Origin of the sequence: Microbacterium sp. zg.B48 (assembly GCF_024623505.1) — a bacterium.
Lineage (GTDB): Bacteria > Actinomycetota > Actinomycetes > Actinomycetales > Microbacteriaceae > Microbacterium.
The window spans coordinates 135946-159219 of sequence record NZ_JANJFE010000012.1; the positions used below are offsets into that span (position 1 = coordinate 135946).

The window sequence follows — 23274 nt, forward strand, 5'->3', positions numbered from 1 at the left end:
GCTTCTGCGGAGCGCAAATGCTGACACGCCGCGGAACGTCCTTCACCACCTTGCGCTTGTACAAACAGATGTTTGTGGGCACACTGGTAGGCATGGAACCGGCGGCCCTCGACGAGGCGTTTCGCGCCCTCGCAGATGAACACCGCCGGGCGATCCTCGCGTTGGTGCGCGACGGTCGGCGGCCGGTCGGGGAGATCGCCGCCGAGCTGGGGCTGTCGCAGCAGATCGTGTCGCATCACCTGAAGGTGCTCAGCCAGGCCGGGCTGGTCTCCGGCACCCGATCCGGCACCCGGCACCTGTTCGCCGTGCGTGTGGAGGGCCTCGCGATCGGCAAGGCGTTCTTCGATGACTTCTGGCCGGAGCGCCTCACACGCCTCAAGCGCGCGGTCGAGAGCAGCACGGAGGGTCTCGATGGCTGAGCATCGATCCAGCGTCGAGATCGCGGCAGCACCGGAGCGCGTCTTCGAGTATCTGATCACCGCGGATGGGATCACCGCGTGGATGGGCGATTGGGCGCAGGTGGAGCCGACCCCCGGGGGCGAGTTCTCGGTGAACATCGCCGGTTACGGCGCCCGCGGAACCTTCCTGGAGGTGGACAGGCCGCGGCGGGTCATCGTCTCGTGGGGATTCGAGGGCAGCGCGACACTGCCGCCGGGTTCATCCACCGTGTCGTTCGAGCTGACCGCCACCGCCCTGGGCACGCGGGTCGAGGTGGTGCACACCGACCTGCCCGAGGGTGAGGTCGCCGGGCACGTCGACGGGTGGCAGCACTTCGTCGGGCGACTGGCATTGGCGGCCACCGGCCGGAACCTGCCGGCGGATGACTGGACGCCCTCAGCATGACCACCACCGAGTACGAAGGAGAGCACGGGATGCCGAACCCCACCACACCGCAAGCCATCGTCGATGCCTACCACCGGGCCTGGACCAGCGGCGATGTCGATCGCGCACTGGATCACGTGTCGGATTCGCTGATCTGCGAGCTGTTCACCGTGGAAGGCGATCAGATCACCGATATCCGCCTGTCCTTCGACCGGCTCGGCTACCTGCCGCACGGGGGGTGAGCCGATGTCGACGCAGGTTGACCGGCGTGACCTGTTGAACAGGATCGAGCAGCTGCTGCCCGCCGAGTCCGTGCGCGAGGTCTCCATGTTCGGGGCCGTCGCCGTCATGGTCGAGGACACCATGCTCGTCGCCGTCAACAAAGACGGCAGTCTGCTCGTGCGCATCGACCCCGCGGACGACGCGACGCTGCTTCAGCGATCGGAGGCCACACGGGCGGAGATGGGTGCGGGCAGGTCCATGGGCATCGGCTGGATTCGCGTCGACGGCGCCGCCGCCGCCGACGAGGCGATCCTCAGCCTGTGGGTTCAGCACGCGCGCCGGCGTCCAGCGTGAACCCGTGCCGGCGCAATCGATCGGCGAGCGCCTCTCCCATCGCCACCATCGGCGTCAGAACCCCGGAGCGGTCGGGCAGGTCATCGAGTGCGAGGCTGAGCGCCGACTCACCGAGCATCACACCGGTGCCCCCGTAGCCGGGATCGTACGGCGCCGCCACGCGCGTGCGGATGGGGTCGCCTTCGACGGGGTAGATGTCGATGTCGAGGGCGAAGCGGCCGCGGGCGATCGCCGTCGCCCCGGGGCCGGCCCCCGGCGCGGGCAGAACACGGTCCAGGATCGCCCGGCTCGGCCGAAACGCCACGCCGGCGACGAAACCCGCCGTCCCCAGGCCGATTCCCGCGGCGCGCACGAAGCCGGGCAGCCCGCGTCCTGTGCTCACGACCTCGCGGTACCGCATGAGCTGACCGTAGCTCCAGCCCGTCAGGTGGTTGCTGCGCTGGACGATCTGCTGGTTGTAGGCGCCCATGATGAACGGCGCCTGCCACACCCCGCGCTCTCTGCCCCACACACGCGGGTCACGGCCGGGCAGACGAACGGAGGGACCGGGCGTGAGTGCATACGGATCCCCGACGATGCGGCGGGCCGCGGCATCCGTTCTGACCTCCTTCATCTGCTGGCGCAGCGAGTCGATGGTTCCGCCGCTGATCCCGCCGCGCAGCGATCGCACGCGCAGCGTCGCCGCGACGATCGGCACGCCGCCGGCGGCCGCATGGCCCAGACCGAGGCCGAGATCGGACGGGATCGAGTCGAAGCCGCACGAGTGGACGATCTTCGCTCCGCTCTGCTGGGCGGCGTCGTGATTGTCGCGGATGCTGCGCGCGACGAAGATGCTCTCCCCGGCCAGGTCGGCGTACGACGTGCCGGCCCGTGCGGAGGCGGAGACGACGCGCTCGCCGTAGCGCAGATACGGCCCGACCGTCGTCGCGATCACGGACGTCGAGGCGGCGAGGCGGGTGACACCCGCCTCGTCCGCGGTGTCCACCTCGATCGTCGGCCAGTTCACGCCGAGCTCACGCGTGAGGCTCAGCAGCCGTGCGCTCGATCGTCCCGCGACGGCGATGCGCGCGCCCTCGGGCGCGGATCGGGCCAGATGCTCGGCGGTGAACCGCCCGACGAAGCCCGTGGCGCCGAGCAGGACGATGTCATGTTCGCGGTCGTTCGTGCCCATGGCACGCGAGCCTACGCGCGGCAGACCGCCGCAGGCACCGGCTTGCGTGCGCGCGTCTGACCCCTACGGTGCCCTCGTCATCGTGAGCGGAACCGCAGCACCAGTCGCACCATGCTCGGCAGCCCGCGCGAGGTGGCCGGGTGCCCGGTGATGCGCTCCAGGGTCGGGGTGGCGTGTCCCTCGCCCGCGATCCTGTTGCGCACGAGCGCCCAGCGCGGACCGGTGTCGACGAGTTCGCAGCGATTGCGGTCTGCTTCACCGACGACCTGCGCATCCACGAGGTCGATGGTGCCACCGCGGTGCGCGGTGAATTCGAACCGCCGTGGCTCGCTCACTCCGGCGTACCTGTCGACGACCGCCGCCACGTCCTGGAAGGCGATCCAGAACATGTCACGCACATGTCCCGAGCGGATGGCGATCGCCGCAGCAGCGGCGTCCACCACCGTTTCCGGGGATCACGCATCGAACAGGATCGTCCCGTTGCTCTGGAACGTCACCGCGTCGGGGCACCCGGCGTCGGCGAAGCCGGCCAGGATGGCGTCGGTGGACGGGTGGCCGCGCTGGCCTTGGTTGACGTTCCGCATGAGGGCGACGCAGCGCATCCGTCAGCCCGTGACGTCGCGGCGCTGCAGCGCCCCGGCACAGGCAGCGATCAGGACAGCGGTCGCAGCCCACAGCGCGGTCAGCCCGACCGGATCGGCGCCGTCGGCGAGCGGGGACTGGTGGTATGCCCACGAGTACGGTGAGAAGAAGCGCAGCCACTCCGCTTCCGGCAGCTGGTTGGCGACCGCGGTCAGGACGTACCCGAGGACCGCGACCCCGGCTCCCGCCCCGATGGCCCACAGCCGTCTGCCGCTGAGGGCGCCTGCCAGGAGCGCCACTGCGCCGCACAGCGCGGTCAGTCCCCACAGCGCGACGGTGGCTCCGAGGATGTTCGCCCCATCCAGTCCGAGGGTGGCCGGCGCGTCGAGAAGCGCGACGATCGCGCCGGCCGCTGCGCTGAGCCAGAGGAGGCGCAGCAGCATCGCCAGCGCGGACTGGAGTGCGTAGGATCGCCGCGCGATGCCATGGGCGAGATCCAGCTCGAGACGGCCCGATTCCTCCGCACCGGCGACCGCGCCGGTGCCCCACGCGATGGCGGCGATGCTCAGCAGCAGGAATCCGATGAGCCCGTAGAACGTCGATTGGGTGTATCCCGCGCCCGTTCCGATCTGGTCGTATCCGAGCGCGGCGACCAGTTCTGGCGGCAGGCTGTCGATGACCTGCTGCAGCTGGCCATTGCCGCCGATACTCGGAAACAGCGGGAGGTACAGCGCCAGCGCCGCCGCGACGCCTGCGGTCCAGCCCAGCAGCCCGCGCCATGACTCCCGCAGGGTCCGCCGCAGCAGGGCCAGCTCACGCATCGGGTGCTCCCGTGGTGTGCGCTCCGTAGAGGCGCAGGACGGATTCCTCCAGGTCGGGCTCTTCGACGGCGAGATCCGCGATGCGATGGCGGGCTAGCATCCCGACCACGGGATTGATGTCGCCGGCCACCGTGGCGGTCACCCGGACGGACCCATCCGGACCGGAGATGACGTGGACCTCCCCGACCTGGCTGAGCGCGGCCAGTTCCTGCTCGATCCTGGCGGGCTCGGCGTCGACCAGTCCGACCCGGAGGCGGCGCACCGCCGCGAGGCGCAGTGACGCCACATCGCCGCTTGCCACCACCCGCCCGCCGCTGAGGACGGCGACGGCATCCGCGGCTTGCTGAATCTCGCTGAGCACGTGCGAGCTGAGCAGTACCGTCTGGCCGGCGGCACGCGCTTCTCGCAGCATCTGCAGGAACTCGCGCTGGACCAGTGGATCCAGACCGCTGGTCGGCTCGTCCAGGACCAGCAGCTCCGGCCGGTGCATGAAAGCCTGAACGAGCCCGAGCTTCTGCTTGTTGCCCTTCGAGAGGGTGTGCACCGGCCGATTCAGCTCGGCGCCGAGTCGGTCGGCGAACTCCTCGATCGCACCGGCAGCGACCGGACCCGACACCTCGGCGTAGAACTCGAGCAGGCGTCTGCCCGTGACGCGTCCCTCGAGCCGGAGGTCTCCAGGGACGAAGCCGATCCGTCGTCGCAGCGCAGGTCCGCCTCGTCGCGGGTCGGAGCCGAGCACGCGGGCGATCCCCGCCGTCGGGCGGATGATGTCCAGCAGCATCCGCAGCGTCGTCGTCTTGCCCGCTCCGTTCGGGCCGATCAGCCCGAACACGCTGCCCGCGGGGATCGTCAGGTCGAGGGACTGCACAGCAGTACGGGTTCCGTACCGTTTGTGCAGGCCCGAGGTCTCGATCGCAGCAGGGGTGGTCCGATCAGCAGTGGGTGTGCGCACGTACAGGATGCTAGACACCGTTCGCGGGCGCGCAAGGGGGGCGTCGAAGTGATCCCCGGCACGACTCGGCTAGACTGGCGTCACCACCTGGAACGAGGCGCTCGGCCGAGAAACCGGGGTGGTGGCGAAAGAACTATTCGGGCCTGTGGCGCAGCTGGTAGCGCACCTGCATGGCATGCAGGGGGTCAGGGGTTCGAGTCCCCTCAGGTCCACCAAAACTCCCGGTAGCGTCCCAAATCTTCATTCCCTGATCAGGGAGCATGAATGTTTGGTAGTCGTTTACTGGACACTTCGCCGGGTCGCCGCAGTGCGCTCTCGGACCTTCTCGAAGTATCTGGAAGGTACGCGGCAAGGCCCGCGCACCTTCGCTATATGGACGGCATTGGCACCTCGGAGTCGGGACACGGGAACTACGTCTCGTTGGCTGAGCTTGCCGCCGACCTGAAGGTTTCGGTCCAGACGATCTATGACCTGCGGAGTAAGGGCCGTGGACCCCGTGGATTCCGCGTCGGCACACAGCTGAGGTTTCGCAAGAGCGAGATCGACGCATGGGTCCACCGCATGGAGCTGGCCGACGAGCAGCGACACAGCGGGGGAGTGTTGTGAACGGGGGCCGGCCGCGCACCCTGATCGGCTCATACGGAACCATCAGCGTTAGCAGGCGGGGATCGTCGTACGTGGCGTTGGCGCGCATTCGCGACGCCGACGGGCGTCTGCGCAGAGTGACGGGTGCTGCACGTACGGAGTCCGCCGCTCGAGCCCGTTTGAAGGAGCGCCTGCTGGACAGGCCGGGCTTCGGGGCGGGAGGCCTGCTCGATCTCAGTAGCTCCTTCCGTGACCTCGCTGATCTATGGCTCGAGGATCTGGAGATGCGTGAGCTGTCGGATGGGACAAAGAAGAACTACCGCGATGATCTCCGCCTCCGCGTGCGGCCGCAGTTCGAGCACTTTTCGGTCGGTGAGATCACCACGGGCCGCGTGGAGTGGTTCCTCCGCTCTGAGAGGGCCGTGTCGTTCTCTCGTGCGCACCACTCGCGGACGATACTCAATCAACTCTTCGGTTTTGCTCTCCGGCACGACGCGGTACCGCGGAATCCAGTGCAGGGAACGAGTCCTTTGCGCCGGCCGAAGGGCGAGCGTCAGGCGTTGACTATCGAGCAGATCAACGCGATCCGCGATGCCGCGGGTCGCTGGCGGACGGGACCGGACGTGAAGGGTCCCAAGCCCGACGGGCAGGTGCGCGACATCATCGAGGTGCTCCTCGGCACCGCGCTGCGTATCGGCGAGTGCCTCGCTCTCCGCGTGTGCGATGTCGAGGACGGTCCCAGCGGGATGACGATCTCGGTGACGGGGACGGTCGTGTTGCGCACCGGCAGCGGTGCCGTGCGTCAAGACCACCCGAAGACCGAGCACTCTATCCGCCGCATCGCGGTTCCCGACTTCGCTGCGGACGTCGTTCGAGCACGGCTCACCGGCATCTTTACGACGGACCCGCAACGGACCATCTTCGCCAATCGTGCGGGCGAGCCACTGAGCCCGTTCAATGTGCGACGCACCTTCCGAGCGTTCCTCGAGTTGGCAGATCTCGAGGGGGAGGGGATCACATTGCGCTGGTATCGGCGGACTGGTGCAACGGTCATCGCGCGCGGGGCGAGCGCCGACGCTGCCGCCACCTTCCTCGGCCACGGATCGACCGCGATCACAGAAGGGCACTACATCGAGCCCGACCGCACCGTGGATCGGGGGCCGGCGGGAATCCTCGACCGGACCCTACGCCGCGTGAGCCCAGACACCTCGCTTCTCTCGACCGACGACGGAGCGGGCGATGAGCCGGCGCTCGAGTTCCTCGACGAGGAAGACATCGAAGCGGCTTAGAACCTATTCGATCGGTTGACCTCGATCGTTCGTGCCCCAACTCGCGATCGGTTCGCCGTTCGGGCCGTGGTTCCGCAGGAAACTCGTCGTGGACCCGCTCGCAGGCGAGACGGAGGTTTGTTGACCAGCCGATGGCCTTACCCCGGAAGCTGGCACGGTAGCGAACTTCGGTGGCGTTCACCCGGCGGATCTCGATCGTGCCGTACACGCGGTAGAACGCGTCGACTAAGGTCCACGTGCCCGCCGGACCTTCCTGCGCTGCGAGCAGCGGGTGCCACCGGCGCGGTTCGGCCGTTGGCTTCTTCCTCCGGCCGAACATGCACGAGAGTAGACCGACCAGCAGACGTCGCCGCGCGAATCGTGGGCGCTGGGTGCGCACCTTCCTGCTATGAGCGATCGTGAGCGCGTTGACGCCGTCCTGGAGCACGTAGCTGTGCTCGCGTTCCTGTACTACCCCGGCATCGAGGTGGATGATCCGAGCTACAGCCTCGCCGACGACATCGAATGGAGTCTCGCGCGGCTGGGCGATGTGGCCGACGTCGATAGGGAATGGATCGGCGAGCTCTTCGCGCGAGCGATCACCGACCCCACCGCGGCACGCGAGGAGCTGTTCACGGCGCTCGCTGAGCTCGACGGCGTGCTCATGGTGGATCACCATGAGTGACGCGCAGCCGAGCGACGACGAGCGTGCAGCGCGCTTAGCCGCGCAGCGGAAGGCATGGAACGACGCGCACCCGACGTACTACGCGGAGTACCGTGAGCGGAATCGCGAGGACATCCGCCGGAAGAACCGCGACCGGGAGCGTGAGCGTGCCCAGCGCGAGCGGGAGGAGAAGGCGCGGCGCCAGAAGGGGATCGATCGCGCAAGGGCGTGGGCTGCGGAGCACCCGGAGGAACGTCAGCAAGCCCGCGAACGCTACAAGCAGAAGCACCCGGACGTGTACAAGCAGGCTCAGCGCGACTACTACCGCCGCAATCGCGACGCGATCGCCGAGCGCCGGCGGGCGCGTGAGGCTGCCGACCCAGAGAAGGCGAACCAGGCTCGACGCCGCGCGGTCGACCGTGCCCGGGCTACCGGCCGCGACGCGGCATGGTCGCCCACTCCTGACCAACGCGCGACGTATCGTGAGCGCGAGAACGAAGCGAGGCGCCTGCAGCGTCGCCGCGCGCGTGCCGGGCTGCCAGAGCGTCGGCTGCATCGGGCACTGGCTGCAGAGCGGCGTCACAACGCCGCCGCCGCTGATGCGTTCTTCGCACGGAAGCGCAGTCGGGGGGAGGTTGCTCGGATCCGAGAGCAGGACGTCCGCACTCCACCGGAGCTGGTGCACGCGCTCGAGCAGCGGTCAGAGACGGGTCGCGTGGTTCGTCAGATTCTGGCCGTCGCTGACGTCTACTTCACCGAGCACGAACTTGAACTCCGGGCGCGTGTCGCCGAGATCTCGCGTACGCGCTTCCGCGCAGGGCTGCTCCCGCTGGATGTGTATACCGAGCCGCGCCGCCGCGCTCTCGAAGTAGCGAGCACCGGCTACCTCCGTCGCAGTGCCGTGTCTCAGACCTCATCGCTCGCCGTCTTCCAGTGGCTGACGTCGGATCTTGCGAAGCGGACACCCGACATCCTGCTCTGATCCCGTGGCCGCTTTCAGAGTCGCGCTCACGCAATGGCTCAGCAAGGTGGTTCGGTTCCGCACGCACTGAGTCGCCGGCGAAAGCCAGCAGGAGGCGCGCGACGAAGAGTCCCTTGCAGTGCAAGGATGGTCCGCGCTGGACGAAGGGTGCGTCAAGGGGCGATGCGTCCTCTCGCTGAGCTCGAGGTCGTGGGTGCCGACTGCCTCGGCAGAGTGGCGAGGTTTGGTGGCACGCACGATCGGTGCGGAGACGAGGCAGTTGCGCAGGACCCATGCCAGTGCGACTTTGGCCATGGTGACGCCGCGGCGTTCCGCGAGCGTCTCGACGGCGTCGAGAGTCCGTGCTCAGCGGGAGAATGCCCTAATTCGCTGGACGCGTTCCGGCCGGGGTGATGGCGTTTGCCCAAACCCAGCAACGCATTTCCTTGTCTGCGACGGTGAATTGGATGCCGCACGCGAGGTCGTTCCAGACGACTACAGTCGCGTCGACTTGCACGGCGTGTGGACCGAACCGGACCCAAGCCCGACAAGGCTTGGGCTGCGGGTCACGAGTAACTGGCAGTGTGTCCTTGCGGAGTTCTTGATCGGTGAGTGTCTGCAGAGTGTGGTCGGCGGCGATACGTTGCAGGATGCGGTTGTTCATCATGCGGTCGACACCGGCGCTGTATCGCTTGTTGGTTCCCACGCCCGGACGTCCCTTCACCAGGCTACGAAGATCAGACTAGAGCTTATCGAACGCATGTTCTACTATTGGGTTTCATGACTGATGTGGCGATCGAACATGACGTGATGCTCTGGATGGAAGAGGACGTCCCAGTGCGGATGTTCTACGGCGGCCGGCGCTGGCGTGTCAGCGATACTCCCACCCGCCTACGGGAGTCGATCTGGTCTACTTCCGTGCAGTCACCTCGGGGACTGTATGGGTGGCGGTTTCAGGGAACTGACGAGGCGGGGGAGAGCCTGGTGTTTGACGTGTTTCGCGCCGAGGGCGGCTGGCACGTGCACCACGCCTACCGCTGACGCTGTTCGACCGGGATGTCCCAAGGTCCGGGGTGAGTGTCCCTATCAGCCTCCGAAGCCGTCATCCACGTCCTCACCAATTCGGCCACGAACGAACCGTCAATCAGTCTCGGAGAGTGCACGATGCGATCGGCCGGCGATCCCTGAGCGAGACGATCAGCGACTACCGCATAGCCGGTCAGTGGTCTGCGCGGTTGGCTGGCTGGCGCACGCTAATCACGTTGAATTTATGACGCATGCGACGCGCCCTGCGGCACATCTCTCGAGCCACCATGGACGCGGTTGCGCAAACGGGACTAATGTTCGCGTCATGGGGAATGCCTGGACGACCGCGGTGAAGCGCCAACTGGAAATGATGCCGGTATGGCCGGTGGTAAACCACATGGAGATGGGGTACGTCGTCAACGTTAGAAGCGACGTCGTCACTCCCGTCGGAACCTTCGAAGACACCACTCATGATCCAGATGCCAGCGCAGTTCTGCAGCGGACCGCCACGCTACAGGGCGTAAATCGGAACGTGGAGATCGTGTCGGAACGCTCGGTCGCCGTGAACGCATTAGCGAAGGGGCAGGCTTCGAGCGTATTCCCTAACGCTCCCGCCGTTAACGCGAGAATCGACGTGCGGTTCAATAAGCGAGATTCGGCCTATGGGCTTGCGACAGGTATCGAGGGCGTCACTCTGACTTCACCAGTTTTACTAATCCCCCACATCCAGAGGGCTTGGCGCGACGGCAATTGGCAACCGGACCACGTATTCGTCTATGCGATCGCGAGAGCCAAGGCGGCACGCTTCTACGCCGGCACGGACTCAAACACGGACTTCCAGCTGGCAGCCGACGTTGATGTTACCGTTCCGGGCACCCCAGTCGGCCGGGCTGAGATCGCGGCTTCCCTCGGAATAAGCCAACAGTCGAAGGCGCTGTTGACTCATGAGGTTGAGAACAGCATCGAGTTTTTCCGGGCATTCCGTGTCCGGGGCAATGTCCTGCAGGACGTTGGCACCTTTGAATTCGATCCCGAAATGCCCGCGGAGGATGTGTTTGAGGAAGTCGAGATTTAGCCTTCACCGGCCGGTCCCACCAAAGTTGGCCACGCAGCCCGCGAGGTTGCCCTGATCAGGCTGGCCTCGGAATCGATCGGCGATAACGTCCGCGGTGATGTCGGTGGCACCGTAGTGAGGGCTCGACCCAGATCAGGGATCGCGATGCGCGACTGTTCTCGTTGGTGCGATGGCCGGTCGCTGACCGAGCGGGTTAGGGCATGGGCGAAGCTCCTGGACCAGCTGCTCAACTCCGCGATTGCGTTGCCGAGCTGCTCGCCCCGAGCCTCTTTGGCCGTGGGGGTCTGGTGTAGATCACCCGCCGCCCCGCAGCATCGAATGCGCGAGTGATCGCACTACCCTCCTCTCATGCCTAACTTCCAGGAGATGCAGCTCCGAACGCCGATGGAGTTCAAGGTAACGATGAGTGGCGACACAGACCTCCTGTCCGGCATTCGCACAGATCTGAAAGCGGCCATTTGCGACTCCGCGCCTGAGGGTTGGCTGAGCTATTTCGTGCGCGTGCTTGCAAAGTCTGTCCAACCATGGGACGTGCAAGAACGACGGTTCCTCGAAGCGGGATGGCCGCCGATCACAGCGAGCATTCCAGACGTCGATTGGGGGCTCTCGGAAGACCCTCGGGTGCGGGGCAATCAGCTGGCGCTGAGTTTCGACGGCTCCATTACCGTGCAAGGCCTCCTCAGCCGTCTCGGGGAGTACGCATATGGTGGGAGGCTCGAACACTTCACCCTCCACGCCATCCAAGAGCTCGAGATTGAGCGCTACTACCACCACGAGTGGTGGTTCGGAGTGGTGGGTAAGACGGTGGCGGGTAGTGGTCGTGGTCGTGGCGAATAGTCGGAGCCGCTGACACCAGCTCGCAGTCCGCCGCTGACCGCACCCCTCTCAGTGAGCGGTCGCTCTGCGTGTGCGTCGACGAATTTGGCTAAAAGTTGCCGCCCGCCACCTTGACGGTCATCCAGTCGCTGACAATTTGCTCGAGCTTGAGGCATTCAGATTTCGGCCACCCGTCGCCCTTCGCGTACTCCAAGGCGCGACGCCACATCTGTACAGCCTCATACGCTTCTTGCTCGGTAGCTCGCGCTGGAGTCGCGGCGGCGACCTTCGGGAAGCCCGGCGTTGGCCGTCGTCGCATTCGCTGCGATGTCAGCCCGGCCGCACTGCGCACGAGTGCAATCCATGCCGCCTCATTGGCGACCAACTTCTCTTGCGCTACCTGAAGTTCGCGTGCCGTTGCACGACGATAGACGTAGTTGAAATCACCTTGATATCCAGTACCGAACCCCACTATGACTGCCGGCTGACCGCTGTAGTGATCAAGTACCACTCGGTCGCCGAGTGCTGGAGGGCTGGAAAGTTCCCATATGTGGGCGTACCCGCGTCCCAGGTCTGTGGGATTCCAACGAGGGGCGGGGTGGTGGAAGGGGCGGTACGCGATCCGGACGATTCGTGAGCCCCGCTTCGCGACTGCCTCCGCGCTGTTGTTCTGGGACAGGAAACTCATACGGCGAGAGTATCCGCGCTCAGCGAGGCCGGGCCACCGGCGAGGGGGCGGGTGCGGACATGTACCTCTTCGACGTGGCGGAGCAGCCGAGGTGTCCGGAGTGCGGGGTCGTCATGCGTGATGTCCCGGGCGGATGGCATTGCCCCGCGTGTGGACACTCGAACTTCCCCAGCCCTGACCGCATCGTCATGCCCCCGCCATTCCGTGGACCAAGCGTCCACGGCGGATGAGCGAGTTATCCCAGCGGCCTCCATTGGCTCATAGCTCGCTGTATCGCTTGCCGGGCCGCCCGCCTTCGGCCAGGCTGTCGAAGTGGCGTCAGTCCAACGCGACCGATTGGAGCGAATGATGGCTGGGAAGTTTGAACTGTACAAGGGTTCTTCGGGCGACTTCCGCTTTCGCTTGAAGGCTGGCAACGGGGAGATTATTGCCACCTCCGAGGGCTACACAACCAAGGCGGCAGCGCAGAACGGAATCACCTCCGTCAAGAACAACGCGGACTCGCCGACCGTCGACCTGACGTAATAGCGCAACCACTCGCGGGGCGAATCGGCCGCGCAGGATCCCCAAGCGGGCAGTGCGCGAATGGGGGCTGAAGCGTGCGGCTGTGCCAGCGTGCGATTAGGGGACTGCTACGCGTATCGCTTGCCATCGCCGAAGGGCCGATCGGCAAGAGGATTTACGCGAAGGGCCGCCAGCCCGACCACGTTTGTCCGTCAAACCACTGGACGTGGACGCCGCCGTCCCTGTTTGTCCAGAGGGCGTTCTCATGGGATGCCTTGCTCGCTAGCGCCAACGGGCCCGAGACTCCTGAATCGTGCCACTCGCCCCAGTCGCTCCACCCGGTGTCCGGCCCCCACCCCCGGTGGAATAGCCGACCGTCTGTCGTGGACACGAAAAGGTCAACCCAGTCGCCGTGCGCGCCAGCGCCGACGTGCTCGAGAGCCAGGTTCGCGAGCACCGGCATCTCCGTCCAAGCGCTCCATCCTGTGTCGGTGGACCAGCGATGCCAAAGGCGGCCAGTTCGCACCTCGAACACCTCGAGGTGCGAGCCAGGGACGCCAATCGCTGCGCGAGAGAGCGAGGTGGCTCCGCCACTTCTTGCGGTTGCGCTTCCCTTGCGGGTGCCGAGTTCCGCAACTCGTTCGACAATCTCCAATGCCGGACCCACCAATGCCGCGGCGAGGTTCGCGCTGGCGTGACGGGTGAATGGCAAGTAGGTGATACCAAGAACATCCGTGGGGAGCTTGATGTCAGCATCTGTCCGATCCACCACGATGTAAGTCCGATCGCGACCGAGAGCCGCTATGAAGAGCCCCAGCTCGAAGATTACGTTGTCGCGTGGCGCGGGAGCGCCGGAATCGCCGCGGGCAACGAAGTCATCTGGAGTGACAATAAGCACCGCAAAATCGCTGTCCTCCGCAGTCTTCACCAGTGAATCGAGCGTGTACGACGAGGCAGTGAAGATGCCTTGGTCCCAGACCATCGGGATGCACGACTGACTCTGCTGAAGGTCGCGCTGAAGGTACTTGGCGACCTGGAGCGCTTCCGACGAAGACCCGATGAAGACCCGAGGCAAGTGATGCGCATTCGCGGTATTGGTCACAATGGGAAACATACCTGGAGCCGCCCCGATTAAGCCTCTGTGCGCTCCGATCAGTCATGCCTATCGGGGGGATGAGAGCGACGCGAACCGCTTCGCGAAGGCACTATCAAATCGCGATCCCTCAGCGCGACGGTTCACGTCTCACCGGGATCCGTTTACGGACACCCCTGGACCACTCCCGCAGCGTGGCCGCCCGGCGATACTCCGCGAGATTGCTCACGCCGCGCGTATAGTCCGGCTGCGCCTTCTCAGTGGCGAATCGAGCGAATCGCGGCAATTAGGATCCCGAATGCGAAGACAGGGACGGCCGCGACGACTGACCGCCAGTTGCCGTTGAGGAGCGGGAGCCCGATCGCCACCAGCAGCCCGATCACGAAGATTCCGATGATGATGACGCGCCACAGCGTGTCGGTCCTGGTTCTGGCCCTAGCCTGAAACGGTTCGCTCAAGAAGCATCCTCACTTCGGTCGTTTCATCAAGCTATCGGCCCGGCTCCGTCGGCAGATCACGTTTTTCGACGAGCGGGCGTCGCGCGGAAGCGGATCCCTCAACGTGCAGGGCCGTCAGCGAACTGCGATAGCATGCACGAATCTATTGCCGCGCAGATGCGTTTGCCACGCGCCAAGTGGTGGATGAAGGAGTCGGGTGTGGATCGCGACGAGAAGGCGCGCATGCGCAACTACATCGGCGAGCACCTAGACGTATCGGATGCACGCCTGTCGGACTATCAAGCTCAGCGTCTGGTCGACTTCATCGACAATTACGCCCAGTATCGCTGGCGGTCGTTCGAGAGGAACAGCACTCATCGGGGTTCAGTTCCGACGGCAAGTACGCGCGCAGCGACACAATCGTCGACACTTTCACCGACGTAGTCGGCATACACCGCGACACCTACCACCGCTATGACGATGGTCAGGAAGATCACTTCCCGAAGACATTAGGACCGCCCGGGGGATCCTCGACTGGCTCGACGCGAACGGCTGAGGGCCGGTCCATCTAGCGCCAGCGGCGTTCGAAGACCATCCATGCCAGTCGTGAACCGCGCGGTTGTGATTCGCGGGCTGGCCGCGGCCAGAGAACGAGCGCTCATCCTGTGTTTGGGCTGTTGGCGGTGGGGGCTCGATCGCCGCGCGCTTGCTGCCGGCTGCGTTCTTCGCATTGCACGATCGGTGCCGCAAGGAGTCTGTCCCCGAGGGTCACCAGCCGAGGTACTGGCCTGCCAGATGTATGAGACGGTCGGCAGCGACCTCACTGGTGACGCCGGCGGCGATGGCTACGGCTCCCGACCCGATGGCAGTGCCGAGCTTCTTGAGCTTGGAGCGTTTGGCATCGGCGGGTTCGTCGCTCGTCACGACGGTTACGACCTCACCAATCGCGCGCTCGTCCTCAAGAATCTCGGCGAGAGCGCTCACGAACTGCGCGATGTCCCCCTTGGTGACAGTCAAGTTCTGCGACATTCCCGAACCTTGCGCGATGTTGACCCCGTCACCGTAGATGTGGTTGGTGACGTGTAGAACCGCTTCCCGCACCGAAGGGCTTTGGATGGTTGGTCCGTCGCGGCTCCCCGCCTCGCGATCCGCTGACTGAAGGCTGAGGGCGAACTCAAGCGCCGTGTTTCGCACCGCGTCGATCACACCGATCAGCATTCCGCGGGTCAACGTTCGATGAGCAAACACGAGGTTGGCGCCTTGCATGTGCGCCACGAGGCCCTTCTGGGCGGCCTGGTTGTATAGGACCACCAGGTTCGCCGGCCAAGAGATCTGTGCATCCTGGTCGCCTCCGGAGAGCTGCTCCAACTCGGCAAGGCTCTGTCGCAGATCGACCTCGAATGCCCAGCTGACCTCGTCTGGCAACGCGCCCATATCGAGTCGATCGGTGGCCTTGTAGTTCATTGCTACCCAGGTCCCCATGACGGGAGTCGGCCGGGCCGCTCGGTAGTCCGGTAGAGGATCGTCTGAGCCGTAGCCGCGGAGCTCGCGTTGCGCCCAACTCCGAATTTCCTCCGCGCCGAGGTAGTGACTCGCAATCTGCACCTGGCGAAGCAAGTTCGAGGTCTTGACGGACTCATCAGTTGCGCCGCTGATGATCTCGTCGAGGTGGCTCACTCTCACAGTATGCCGGGGGTTGGGCGCCACGGTCGTGCGTCGATCCCAAGGCGGCGAGGCGCGAAAGTGGAGCAAATTTCGACGCGGGGCTTTGCTTCAGAGCGGCCGCCGTGTGCGAGTATGCAGCGGTGGACCGAATTACAACCTCCTATGTCGAGACCTTCCGCACGGAGCAAAGCCTGCCCGTTGGCGACGTTGCGACGACGTTCGAGCACTTCGCGAACTACTGCATCCTCTCGGACTCCTACGACGAAGAGTTCAGCGTCCCAGACGTTCACACTGGAGGTGGAAGTGATCTGACGCTTGACGGCGTGGCGATCCTTGTGAACGGCGTGCTCGTGACGGAGATCGACGAGATCGAAGAGTTGCTCAGAACAAACGGCTTCCTTGACGTCCGCTTCGTTTTCATTCAAGCAAAGACCGCCAGCGGATTCAGCGGCGAGGAGATCGCGTCATTTGGAGACGGTGTTCTGGAGTTCTTCGCCGAAGAGCCCGTTCTGCCGATGTCGGATCGCATCGTCCACTTGCGAGAACTCATGGCATGGATCTACGACCACAGTGTCCAGTTCAAGCACGAGAAGCCAACCTGTGAGCTGTCGTTCGTGACCACCGGGAAGTGGGTGGATGATCAGCACCTGCTGGGAAAGATCATGAGGGCCGAGGCGAAGCTCGCGGATACGAATCTGTTCAGCCGAGTTGCCTTAAAGCCCTTCGGTGCCACGGAGATCCAGGCGAGCTGGACTCGGAGCAAGAATGCAGCATCGGTCGAGTTCACTTTCGCAAACAAGGTCACCGTGCCCGATATCCCGGGGGTGACCGAGTCATATGTCGGTGTCTTGCCGCTGAACGAGTTCCTCCGAGTGGTGTCGGACCCGGAGTCAGGCAGCATTCGTAAGCACATCTTTTACGACAATGTTCGCGACTTTCAAGGCGATAATCCGGTGAACAGCGAGATCGCGCGCAGCTTGGGGACGGTCGAGGGACGCGATCGGTTCGCCGTTCTCAACAACGGTGTAACGCTCGTGGCACGCAGTCTGCGCAACACGGGCAACAAGTTCTTCGTCTCCGACTACCAAATCGTCAATGGGTGTCAGACGAGTCACGTCCTCCATAACAGCCGCGAAGAACTGCCCGACAGCCTTGGAGTGCCATTCAAGGTGATTGCGACGAATGACGAGGAAGTCATCAACTCAATCATCACGGCAACCAATCGCCAGACGCAGGTCACCGATGACGACCTGTACGCACTGAGCACTTTTCAGAAGCAACTCGAAGCGTACATGGGCGCGTTCGATGAGCGCCATCGCCTGCACTACGAGCGTCGGTCGAAGCAGTACAACACCGCAAGTGTCGAGAAGGTCCGTATCGTAACGAAGACGCTCGAGATGCGGTCTTTCGCGGCAATGTTCTTGGACGAACCGCGCCGGGCGGCCAACTACTACTCAGAACTGAAGCCGCAGGTGGGCAAGACGATCTTCAGTCCGACCCACAAGATCGAGCCCTACTACACAGCCGCGTTCGCGTATTACAAGCTTGAGTTCTTCTTCCGCAACGGCCAGATCCCGGTGAGCTTCAAGCCAGCGCGTTTCCACATCTTGATGGTTGCGCGCTATCTGGCGGCGGGTTCCGAGATGCCGGCATTCACGGCTAACAAGATCGAGGGCTATGCCAAGAAGGTTAACGACGTCCTTTGGGACGACCAGAACGCTGTGGATCTATTCAAAGCGGCGTGCGCCGTCATTGACTCAGTGCAAGAGGGAGTGCCGCTGACTCGCGAGTCGGTGAAGCCGCAGTCCTTTACCGACGCCGTGCTGAAAGTGGTCAAGGCGCGGTAACGAGGGGTAGCGGTACCGTTCAACACGACGTCCGAGCCGTGAGGTCAAGTGGGCGGAGATTGGTGGACCGGATTCGGCACCGCTTGTCCCACGTTTGTTCCGACGAACCTTAATCGTGCTCGCAACGCCCGTACGCCGGTCCATCAGCGGGCGAGCCCGACGATGCACTTGGCCAGGCTTGCGGGCTTCATCCATGCATCGACCAGCGATGCAGACTTCGATCGCATGACCCGCCCGCCAACTTGCACGTTCAACCCCGGCCAAGCGGGCAGTACTCGCAACCCTCACCCGAGTCGATTCAAGGGTGATGATTCGACTCGGCGGCTTCCGCCATGAACGCATCCTCGACGACGCGCCTGCGCGCGACGTCCTCGACGACGAACCTGCGGAAGTCGGCCGAACGATCCTCGATGGTGACCTCTTCGACCGACGGTGCTGGATCTTCCCCAGGCCAAGCGGTCTGACGTGTCGCCCTGTCGCGGTCGAGGCGTGAGCCGCAGGCGGCGACCCAGTCGTGCAGGCGCTCTCGGGCCTCGGCGAAGTCCTGGTGCCAGCCGAGGGGAGCGGAGCCATGCTGCTCCTCGTCGTAGGCACAGAGCCAGTGCAGGTGCAGGGCGGAGAGTTCCCAAACGAGTTCGGAGTGTCGGTGCCACAGCGGCGGGATGATCGACGGTCCGAGGCCGTAGGTGCGTCGTAGCCAGTTCACCCATCTGTCGAGTTCGACCCACTCGAATGCCGCTTGATCGGAGGTGAGCACGTTCCAGTTCACCGGGCGGGGCACGCTAGGCAGGCCATCGGCCTCACTTTCGGGGCCGTCCGGTGTCGGAGGTTCGAACTCGTACCCAGGAAAGTACAGGGGCTCGTCGGCGGTCATCAGGCGCTCAGAGGGCCACGGGCCTGACGGCGGACTTTGCCGTAGAAGGGGCTGATGCCGCCACAGACGGAAGCGCGTTGCGGCGGCGTTGCAGGATGTAATTGGTGCGCGCGGAGTCGTGGCCGAGGCGCTTCGCGACGAACTCCTCGGTCTCGAGCATTTCGCCGTCGCGTTCCCGCGTCAAGGTGTGCGTGTAGCCCTCGGCGATGAATACGTCGCCCTTGTTGAACATCGCGTAGGCCCGCTCCGCGTTGCGGCGGAACATGACGAGGTCGTGGTACGTGGTCTCAGTCTGGGTGAAGGTGCCGTCTTCGTTGCGTTCGAAGTGCTCCTGCCCGATGCGCACCCAGAACCGGGCTTCGCCTTTCGCGTTGAATGCGAGTTGAGGCTGCGACGCGATGAACCCGGAGAGAGATTGCTGGGTGTGGATAGTCATCGGATGCTCCTCTCAGGGCCGCAGGGGTCGGCCATCACCTGATAGGTGCGTCACCTATCCCCGCCGCAGTTGCTCTTCAACGCGAGCCCGATCGACACGGAGGTCCGCAGCGTCGGGCCGGGCAGTCCATTCGCGCATGCGCGTGACGATTGGTGGCGCCGACCTCAGCAGTAGGAGCGCCGTGCCGTACGGCAGCGTGCGGATCACGTCGGGCGGCATGATCGGAACGCGGCGCGTTGATCGCTGGTTGGAGCGCATGCCGCGTTCACCGATCGTGATCGAGTCGGTGGCCTCGTCGCGGTCGCCGATCAGGGTTGCGATGTCCTGGAGGTCTCGAGACCCTGAGGCGCCGCCGAGCACGATCTTGGCGATACTCGCGTCCCAGATCGCGGTGGCTGCGTTGTCGCCCCACCGCTGACGGGCCTGCGCGAGCGACTGCAGCACCGGCATCGTGGTGACACCGGTACCTCCGCCTTCGGCCATCAGGACAGGCAGCGATGGCAGAGGGGCAAGGTTGCCGATTTCGTCCAGCGCGAGAAGCAGTGGCGGGTCGAGGCGGGCGCCTGGGGATCTCGCGGCAACGCGCCTCGCGGTTTCGACGAGGTCTTCGACCAGCGCGGCGACGAGGGAGGAGGATGCGCCGGCGCCGGCGCCCGTCGCGAGAAGGTACAGGGTGCCGTTGCGTCGGAGAAAGGTCTCCGGATCGAACTGCTCGTCCTGGCTCGGGCTGACTGCGTCGAGAACACGAGGGTCAGCCAGAGCCGCCAACGCCAGGGAGACGCCCTGCCAGATCGAGTCGCGCGTGCGTGGGTCGGCGTCGATCATCGCCTCAAGCGACTCGGCCCATCCCGTCGCGGCGGCAGGGTTGGATGTGAGGATCGCGACGGCATCCTTCGCCGCGGCCGGGTCGAGCGTCCAGCGAAAGAGCTCACCAGGCGAGCGGCCGTCGAGTGCCGCGGCGTGCAGCAGCGACTGAAGGGCTGTACGGGTTTTGCCCTCCCAGAAGCCGCCGTTCTCCACCCCAACGCTCGACAGGCCTGTACCGGCTGCGAGTCCCGCGGCGCGAATCATCGCGGTGAGTGGGAGCTCGCATCCGCGTACCGGCGACCACCGCAAGCCCGCGGGTACGCCCGGAGCAAGATGTTGTGGGTCGAACACGGCGACGGGCCCACGTCTCATGCGCGAGCGAATGGTGGTCGTGAGGTTGTCCGGCCTGGTGGAGGTCGTGACGACCGGGCCTGGCGCGTCGAGGATCGCATTTATGACGATGTGGGCGCCCTTGCCCGACCGGGGAGGGCCGATCACGAGGATCGAATCCTCGACCGACGTCCACACCTTCGTTCCTCGCGCCACGCCAACGAGATAGCCGACGTCCTCGGATCGCGGCTTATCGACGGACGCGCGAAGGTGGGCAGCGCGCTTCAGCAACGCGCGATCGGAGGCAGCGCGGCGCACGTCGGCCGACGTCGCGATCCCGGCAATCCGGTTCGGGTCGGACCTGGCGTGACGAGTGTGGTTCCGGATGACGCGCCACACCCACCACCCCGAAACGCTGAGCAGCGCCACGAACGCTAAGACGACCGTCCAGTAGGCCACGGCGTTGAGCCCAGGAGATCCGAGTGCCGCCCCCGGATCAGCGGGGGAGCCGAAGACACCGAGCCCCGCTGCCAGACCACCTGTCGGCTGCTCCGCTCCTGACAGGAAGGCGGCGAGATTGCCGCCCACACGCAGGATGCCGGCGATCGCAACGGCCCCGCCGAGAGCGAGCAACGCGACGTTGGTCAGCCCGTCGGGACCGGAGATACCCACACCGTGCGCACCCGTCATGTGATAATCCCGAAGACACACGTGCCGGAGATTCTCCCCACGAGGACAATTTCGCCAGCGGCGGTCACGCGGCAGAGCCCCGGTTCCAGCGACGCTCGAGCGGATCCGTCCGCAGAAGCCTTGATGTGACGCACGATGATCGCTAGGGCTACGTCTTCGCCCGGGAGGAAACCCTCTTCGCCGTATACAACGCGAGGCGGCTCGATCAAGGGCGTCGTATCGATGAGTGCTGCGGGTGCGGCAAGTGGCTCCGCCGGAGCGCTCGACACGCCGTACCGGACCTGCGGCGGCGCACTCGGGGCGACGGAGCCCTGCAGCGGCCGGGTGATGAGGTCGGTGAAGACCGTGCCGTCTGCCTCGTGGATGACGACCCGCACCGGCGACCCGTGAGCGAGCAGGACCGTGTCTATGACTTCCGCAAAGGACGCGCGGGCCCATGGTGCCCCGAACCGAGGCGGTTCGAACGGCGTCCCATCGACGGCGACGGTCATCGTGCCGTCCGGCGAGATCGTCATGGTGATCACGGGAAGGACCGCCGGCACGCGGATCGCGTCGGTGGATCGTCGGAATGCGTGCGCTGTCGTCATCTCATGCCCTCCGTCATCCGGCTCGTCGTGTCGAATGCTGCAAGCTCCGCGGGATGCAGTTGGTGCTGAACCACGAAGCTACGATCCTTGATCCGCCAGAGACCTTGACCAGTTGCCAAGCCGGGCAGCAGGCTCTGCTCGGTGCCAGTGAGGCCCAGCGCGGTCGCAGTCGCTCCGAGTTGGTCCGATTCCTGACGGTAGATGATTCGGGTCTCCGCGTTGGCGAGGAGGGAGGAGGCGATCGCGCGCATCGCGGAGCCCTTGTCGCCGACGTTGTCGAGGTCGGAGAGCTTGTGGAACACCAGCAGGTTCGCGATTCCGTAGTGGCGCGCGAGCCGCCACTGCGCGTCCATGCGTCGCAGGAGGGCGGGATGCGACATGAGGCGCCAGGCTTCGTCATAGATGACCCAACGCTGTCCGCCGTGAGGGTCGAGGAGGGCGGACTCCATCCAGGCGGAGGAGCACGTCATGAGGACAGAGACGAGCGTCGTATTCTCGGCAACGCGCGACAGATCGAGCGAGATCATCGGCAGAGTCGGGTCGAAGGTGACGGTGCTGGGACCATCAAACAGGCCGGCGAGATCTCCGGCGACGAGCCGACGGAGCGCGTGCCCGACGACCCTGCCGTCCTCGACCAGGCGGCGGTCAGCTCGCTGAGATGCGTCCGGAGAGAGGATGCGTTCGACGACCATCGGCAAGATTGGGGTCTCGCATGAGCGGACAGTGTCCGCGAGAGCGAGGTCGATCGCGGTGTGCTCCAGTGGGCTGAGTGGTCGTTCGAGCACGGTTTCGGTCAGGGCGCCGATGAGGTCGCGGCGACGAGAGGCGACGTGACCGGCCCAGCTCTCGTCCGAGACGCCGGATGGGCGATGCCCTTCGTCGAGCGGGTTGAGTCGGTTCGCCATGCCGTGTCCGAGCACGATCGCCTGTCCACCGACCGCTTCGGCGACGGCAGTGTGTTCGCCCTTCGGGTCGCCGGGTACGTAGACGCGGCGGCCGAAGGGGATCGAGCGCGTGTAGAGGCTCTTCACGAGCGATGACTTACCGGAGCCCACGATCCCTGCCAGGACGATGTTCGGCGCGGTGATCATCCCACGTGAGTACAGCACCCACGGGTCATAGACGAATGACGCACCCGAGTAGAGGTCCTGGCCGACGAAGACGCCTTGCGAGCCGAGCCCGCCTTCGGCGAGGAACGGGTACGCACCGGCAAGCGTCGCACTGGTGTCCTGGTGGCGCGGTATCCGCAGGCGGCCGGGTGTTCGGAGCGCCGCGGGCCGCGACTCCCCGGCGGCAGGCAGGTAAGCCGTCGCGCGTAGATCCGCGCGCTGCGCTTCGACCTCGGCACGGTCGGATTCGGTGGCGGCAGCGCGAGTGGCGGCACTGAGACGCTGGGATGCCTTTCGTCGGGCACGACGCTCCTTCCTGCGTTCGCCTGCCAGGTCCACGAGCGTTGTGGTGTGAATGCGCTCACCCCCTTGCGCGTTCACAGCGACATCCCGTTGCGGCGGTGAACTTTCGCACCAGACCCCTGGAAGGCGAAGGGGCCAGGGCGCTGGAACGAGTCGTTCGGATTGACGCGGGGCGCGAGTGATTCCGAGACCGGCGGCGCGGCGACGACGGATGGGCCCCATGCGATTCGGCTGGAGTGCTGAGATGCCCGATCCAGGGCCAAGCCGGCCCGAGCGACAAGGGTCGACGCACGCCGCAGCGCGAGAGCGGCCGCATAGGCTTCCTCCACCCCAGCCCAGTGATCACCGTCGTCAGTCCGGGCGATCGCCTCCGAGCTGGTGTGCGCGAACGCGAGCTGATCGAGCACCTGTTCGAGCGATCTCAGGCCGCCCAGCAGATCCCCGACCACCTCGTACGTCTGCGCTGGGTCATCGAACGTGCGCGTGGCGTGCGCGAGAGCGCGCAGAGCGTGACATGCTTCCTCGCCATCGACGACAGGATCCTGAAATGTAGGCATTGCGTGTCCCTTGCAACAGAAGTCGTCA

At 65.3% G+C, this 23274-nt stretch carries 30 protein-coding genes, 1 tRNA gene and 1 pseudogene; 15 read left to right on the forward strand and 17 right to left on the reverse strand.

Annotation, left to right across the window (positions count from 1 at the left end):
• Window positions 1–17: 17 nt before the first annotated feature.
• The 4 genes from NQ152_RS09740 to NQ152_RS09755 are packed head-to-tail and all read left to right on the forward strand — an operon-like array spanning window position 18 to window position 1398.
• The gene (locus NQ152_RS09740) at window positions 18–419 is read left to right on the forward strand and encodes a helix-turn-helix transcriptional regulator (RefSeq protein ID WP_257523821.1); all 402 of its coding nucleotides are present in this window, start codon (window positions 18–20) and stop codon (window positions 417–419) included.
• Window positions 412–843, forward strand: a complete 432-nt coding sequence (locus NQ152_RS09745) for an SRPBCC domain-containing protein (protein WP_257523822.1) — start codon at window positions 412–414, stop codon at window positions 841–843. The genes NQ152_RS09740 and NQ152_RS09745 overlap by 8 nt, the downstream gene beginning before the upstream one ends.
• Entirely contained in the window at window positions 840–1064 is a 225-nt protein-coding gene (locus tag NQ152_RS09750; RefSeq protein ID WP_257523823.1) for a hypothetical protein, read from the forward strand. The genes NQ152_RS09745 and NQ152_RS09750 overlap by 4 nt, the downstream gene beginning before the upstream one ends.
• Window positions 1065–1068: 4 nt before the next feature.
• Window positions 1069–1398, forward strand: coding sequence for a TfoX/Sxy family protein (locus NQ152_RS09755; RefSeq protein WP_257523824.1), 330 nt, complete (start codon window positions 1069–1071; stop codon window positions 1396–1398).
• On the opposite strand, the gene NQ152_RS09760 is transcribed toward NQ152_RS09755, so the two are convergent.
• The 5 genes from NQ152_RS09760 to NQ152_RS09780 all read right to left on the reverse strand — a co-directional run bounded on the left by NQ152_RS09760 (window position 1358) and on the right by NQ152_RS09780 (window position 4924).
• A complete protein-coding gene (locus tag NQ152_RS09760; protein WP_257523825.1) occupies window positions 1358–2569 on the reverse strand; it encodes a trans-acting enoyl reductase family protein in 1212 nt (403 codons plus the stop codon). The two genes, NQ152_RS09755 and NQ152_RS09760, sit on opposite strands and share 41 nt — an antisense overlap.
• A gap of 77 nt (window positions 2570–2646) precedes the next feature.
• A complete protein-coding gene (locus NQ152_RS09765) occupies window positions 2647–3009 on the reverse strand; it encodes a hypothetical protein (protein WP_257523826.1) in 363 nt (120 codons plus the stop codon).
• Window positions 3010–3024: 15 nt separating this feature from the next.
• Window positions 3025–3153 (reverse strand): hypothetical protein, encoded by a 129-nt coding sequence (locus tag NQ152_RS09770; protein WP_257523827.1) that lies wholly within the window; start codon window positions 3151–3153, stop codon window positions 3025–3027.
• Window positions 3154–3174: 21 nt separating this feature from the next.
• On the reverse strand, window positions 3175–3972 hold the full coding sequence (locus tag NQ152_RS09775; protein ID WP_257523828.1) for an ABC transporter permease: 798 nt from the start codon (window positions 3970–3972) through the stop codon (window positions 3175–3177).
• The gene (locus tag NQ152_RS09780; protein ID WP_257523829.1) at window positions 3965–4924 is read right to left on the reverse strand and encodes an ABC transporter ATP-binding protein; all 960 of its coding nucleotides are present in this window, start codon (window positions 4922–4924) and stop codon (window positions 3965–3967) included. The genes NQ152_RS09775 and NQ152_RS09780 overlap by 8 nt, the downstream gene beginning before the upstream one ends.
• A gap of 139 nt (window positions 4925–5063) precedes the next feature.
• Between NQ152_RS09780 and NQ152_RS09785 the strand changes: the two genes are divergently transcribed.
• The 5 genes from NQ152_RS09785 (at window position 5064) to NQ152_RS09805 (ending at window position 8423) form a co-directional block, all read left to right on the forward strand.
• Window positions 5064–5139, forward strand: a tRNA-Ala gene (locus NQ152_RS09785).
• A gap of 157 nt (window positions 5140–5296) precedes the next feature.
• Window positions 5297–5530, forward strand: a complete 234-nt coding sequence (locus NQ152_RS09790) for an AlpA family transcriptional regulator (RefSeq protein ID WP_257523830.1) — start codon at window positions 5297–5299, stop codon at window positions 5528–5530.
• Window positions 5531–5601: 71 nt separating this feature from the next.
• A complete protein-coding gene (gene xerC, locus NQ152_RS09795; RefSeq protein ID WP_257523831.1) occupies window positions 5602–6798 on the forward strand; it encodes a tyrosine-type recombinase/integrase in 1197 nt (398 codons plus the stop codon).
• A 388-nt stretch (window positions 6799–7186) separates the two neighbouring features.
• Window positions 7187–7462, forward strand: coding sequence for a hypothetical protein (locus tag NQ152_RS09800; protein WP_257523832.1), 276 nt, complete (start codon window positions 7187–7189; stop codon window positions 7460–7462).
• A complete protein-coding gene (locus NQ152_RS09805) occupies window positions 7455–8423 on the forward strand; it encodes a hypothetical protein (RefSeq protein ID WP_257523833.1) in 969 nt (322 codons plus the stop codon). Before NQ152_RS09800 ends, NQ152_RS09805 begins: the two co-directional genes overlap by 8 nt.
• Here NQ152_RS09805 and NQ152_RS17360 read toward each other — a convergent pair.
• A pseudogene (locus NQ152_RS17360) lies at window positions 8355–8750 on the reverse strand (aldo/keto reductase); the annotation flags it as partial. The gene NQ152_RS09805 and the pseudogene NQ152_RS17360 overlap by 69 nt on opposite strands.
• A 34-nt stretch (window positions 8751–8784) precedes the next feature.
• A complete protein-coding gene (locus NQ152_RS09810) occupies window positions 8785–9108 on the reverse strand; it encodes a hypothetical protein (protein WP_257523834.1) in 324 nt (107 codons plus the stop codon).
• A 74-nt stretch (window positions 9109–9182) separates the two neighbouring features.
• Here NQ152_RS09810 and NQ152_RS09815 point away from each other — a divergent pair, with 74 nt between their 5' ends.
• The 3 genes from NQ152_RS09815 (at window position 9183) to NQ152_RS09825 (ending at window position 11340) form a co-directional block, all read left to right on the forward strand.
• The gene (locus NQ152_RS09815) at window positions 9183–9443 is read left to right on the forward strand and encodes a hypothetical protein (RefSeq protein WP_257523835.1); all 261 of its coding nucleotides are present in this window, start codon (window positions 9183–9185) and stop codon (window positions 9441–9443) included.
• 310 nt (window positions 9444–9753) lie between these two features.
• A complete protein-coding gene (locus NQ152_RS09820) occupies window positions 9754–10503 on the forward strand; it encodes a hypothetical protein (protein WP_257523836.1) in 750 nt (249 codons plus the stop codon).
• A gap of 348 nt (window positions 10504–10851) precedes the next feature.
• Window positions 10852–11340 carry a hypothetical protein gene (locus NQ152_RS09825; protein WP_257523837.1) on the forward strand — a complete coding sequence of 163 codons (489 nt, stop codon included), beginning with the start codon at window positions 10852–10854 and terminating at the stop codon, window positions 11338–11340.
• Window positions 11341–11428: 88 nt separating this feature from the next.
• On the opposite strand, the gene NQ152_RS09830 is transcribed toward NQ152_RS09825, so the two are convergent.
• On the reverse strand, window positions 11429–12007 hold the full coding sequence (locus NQ152_RS09830; RefSeq protein WP_257523838.1) for a hypothetical protein: 579 nt from the start codon (window positions 12005–12007) through the stop codon (window positions 11429–11431).
• Between the two features lie 348 nt (window positions 12008–12355).
• Between NQ152_RS09830 and NQ152_RS09835 the strand changes: the two genes are divergently transcribed.
• Entirely contained in the window at window positions 12356–12532 is a 177-nt protein-coding gene (locus NQ152_RS09835; protein WP_257523839.1) for a YegP family protein, read from the forward strand.
• Between the two features lie 154 nt (window positions 12533–12686).
• Here the strand turns inward: NQ152_RS09835 and NQ152_RS09840 are convergent, their stop codons facing one another.
• Window positions 12687–13613 carry a nucleotide-binding protein gene (locus tag NQ152_RS09840; protein WP_257523840.1) on the reverse strand — a complete coding sequence of 309 codons (927 nt, stop codon included), beginning with the start codon at window positions 13611–13613 and terminating at the stop codon, window positions 12687–12689.
• Window positions 13614–13861: 248 nt separating this feature from the next.
• On the reverse strand, window positions 13862–14062 hold the full coding sequence (locus NQ152_RS09845; RefSeq protein ID WP_257523841.1) for a hypothetical protein: 201 nt from the start codon (window positions 14060–14062) through the stop codon (window positions 13862–13864).
• Window positions 14063–14260: 198 nt separating this feature from the next.
• Between NQ152_RS09845 and NQ152_RS09850 the strand changes: the two genes are divergently transcribed.
• On the forward strand, window positions 14261–14485 hold the full coding sequence (locus NQ152_RS09850; protein ID WP_257523842.1) for a hypothetical protein: 225 nt from the start codon (window positions 14261–14263) through the stop codon (window positions 14483–14485).
• A 324-nt stretch (window positions 14486–14809) separates the two neighbouring features.
• Here the strand turns inward: NQ152_RS09850 and NQ152_RS09855 are convergent, their stop codons facing one another.
• Window positions 14810–15718, reverse strand: coding sequence for a hypothetical protein (locus NQ152_RS09855; protein WP_257523843.1), 909 nt, complete (start codon window positions 15716–15718; stop codon window positions 14810–14812).
• Between the two features lie 128 nt (window positions 15719–15846).
• On the opposite strand from NQ152_RS09855, the gene NQ152_RS09860 reads away from it, so the two are divergent.
• Complete coding sequence (locus NQ152_RS09860) at window positions 15847–17553, forward strand: AIPR family protein (protein ID WP_257523844.1); 1707 nt, start codon at window positions 15847–15849, stop codon at window positions 17551–17553.
• A gap of 298 nt (window positions 17554–17851) precedes the next feature.
• Here NQ152_RS09860 and NQ152_RS09865 read toward each other — a convergent pair whose 3' ends face one another.
• The 6 genes from NQ152_RS09865 to NQ152_RS09890 all read right to left on the reverse strand — a co-directional run bounded on the left by NQ152_RS09865 (window position 17852) and on the right by NQ152_RS09890 (window position 23246).
• Complete coding sequence (locus NQ152_RS09865; protein WP_257523845.1) at window positions 17852–18427, reverse strand: hypothetical protein; 576 nt, start codon at window positions 18425–18427, stop codon at window positions 17852–17854.
• 7 nt (window positions 18428–18434) lie between these two features.
• Window positions 18435–18863, reverse strand: coding sequence for a single-stranded DNA-binding protein (locus tag NQ152_RS09870; RefSeq protein ID WP_257523846.1), 429 nt, complete (start codon window positions 18861–18863; stop codon window positions 18435–18437).
• A 54-nt stretch (window positions 18864–18917) separates the two neighbouring features.
• Window positions 18918–20690: a type IV secretory system conjugative DNA transfer family protein gene (locus tag NQ152_RS09875; protein WP_257523847.1), complete on the reverse strand. Its 1773-nt coding sequence runs from the start codon at window positions 20688–20690 to the stop codon at window positions 18918–18920.
• Entirely contained in the window at window positions 20687–21205 is a 519-nt protein-coding gene (locus NQ152_RS09880) for a hypothetical protein (RefSeq protein WP_257523848.1), read from the reverse strand. The genes NQ152_RS09875 and NQ152_RS09880 overlap by 4 nt, the downstream gene beginning before the upstream one ends.
• Window positions 21206–21273: 68 nt before the next feature.
• Window positions 21274–22767, reverse strand: a complete 1494-nt coding sequence (locus NQ152_RS09885) for an ATP-binding protein (protein WP_257523849.1) — start codon at window positions 22765–22767, stop codon at window positions 21274–21276.
• On the reverse strand, window positions 22764–23246 hold the full coding sequence (locus tag NQ152_RS09890; protein ID WP_257523850.1) for a hypothetical protein: 483 nt from the start codon (window positions 23244–23246) through the stop codon (window positions 22764–22766). The genes NQ152_RS09885 and NQ152_RS09890 overlap by 4 nt, the downstream gene beginning before the upstream one ends.
• Between the last annotated feature and the right edge of the window lie 28 nt (window positions 23247–23274).

Coding starts and splice junctions, on each gene's coding strand:
- NQ152_RS09830 (WP_257523838.1), bottom strand. CDS start 12,007: ATGAGTTTCCTGTCCCAGAACAACAGCGCGGAGGCAGTCGCGAAGCGG.
- NQ152_RS09815 (WP_257523835.1), top strand. CDS start 9,183: ATGACTGATGTGGCGATCGAACATGACGTGATGCTCTGGATGGAAGAG.
- NQ152_RS09820 (WP_257523836.1), top strand. CDS start 9,754: ATGGGGAATGCCTGGACGACCGCGGTGAAGCGCCAACTGGAAATGATG.
- NQ152_RS09760 (WP_257523825.1), bottom strand. CDS start 2,569: ATGGGCACGAACGACCGCGAACATGACATCGTCCTGCTCGGCGCCACG.
- NQ152_RS09865 (WP_257523845.1), bottom strand. CDS start 18,427: ATGACCGCCGACGAGCCCCTGTACTTTCCTGGGTACGAGTTCGAACCT.
- NQ152_RS09875 (WP_257523847.1), bottom strand. CDS start 20,690: ATGACGGGTGCGCACGGTGTGGGTATCTCCGGTCCCGACGGGCTGACC.
- NQ152_RS09790 (WP_257523830.1), top strand. CDS start 5,297: ATGGACGGCATTGGCACCTCGGAGTCGGGACACGGGAACTACGTCTCG.
- NQ152_RS09745 (WP_257523822.1), top strand. CDS start 412: ATGGCTGAGCATCGATCCAGCGTCGAGATCGCGGCAGCACCGGAGCGC.
- NQ152_RS09835 (WP_257523839.1), top strand. CDS start 12,356: ATGGCTGGGAAGTTTGAACTGTACAAGGGTTCTTCGGGCGACTTCCGC.
- NQ152_RS09755 (WP_257523824.1), top strand. CDS start 1,069: ATGTCGACGCAGGTTGACCGGCGTGACCTGTTGAACAGGATCGAGCAG.
- NQ152_RS09890 (WP_257523850.1), bottom strand. CDS start 23,246: ATGCCTACATTTCAGGATCCTGTCGTCGATGGCGAGGAAGCATGTCAC.
- NQ152_RS09825 (WP_257523837.1), top strand. CDS start 10,852: ATGCCTAACTTCCAGGAGATGCAGCTCCGAACGCCGATGGAGTTCAAG.
- NQ152_RS09880 (WP_257523848.1), bottom strand. CDS start 21,205: ATGACGATCTCGCCGGACGGCACGATGACCGTCGCCGTCGATGGGACG.
- NQ152_RS09750 (WP_257523823.1), top strand. CDS start 840: ATGACCACCACCGAGTACGAAGGAGAGCACGGGATGCCGAACCCCACC.
- NQ152_RS09775 (WP_257523828.1), bottom strand. CDS start 3,972: ATGCGTGAGCTGGCCCTGCTGCGGCGGACCCTGCGGGAGTCATGGCGC.
- NQ152_RS09870 (WP_257523846.1), bottom strand. CDS start 18,863: ATGACTATCCACACCCAGCAATCTCTCTCCGGGTTCATCGCGTCGCAG.
- NQ152_RS09740 (WP_257523821.1), top strand. CDS start 18: ATGCTGACACGCCGCGGAACGTCCTTCACCACCTTGCGCTTGTACAAA.
- NQ152_RS09800 (WP_257523832.1), top strand. CDS start 7,187: ATGAGCGATCGTGAGCGCGTTGACGCCGTCCTGGAGCACGTAGCTGTG.
- NQ152_RS09805 (WP_257523833.1), top strand. CDS start 7,455: ATGAGTGACGCGCAGCCGAGCGACGACGAGCGTGCAGCGCGCTTAGCC.
- NQ152_RS09770 (WP_257523827.1), bottom strand. CDS start 3,153: ATGCGGAACGTCAACCAAGGCCAGCGCGGCCACCCGTCCACCGACGCC.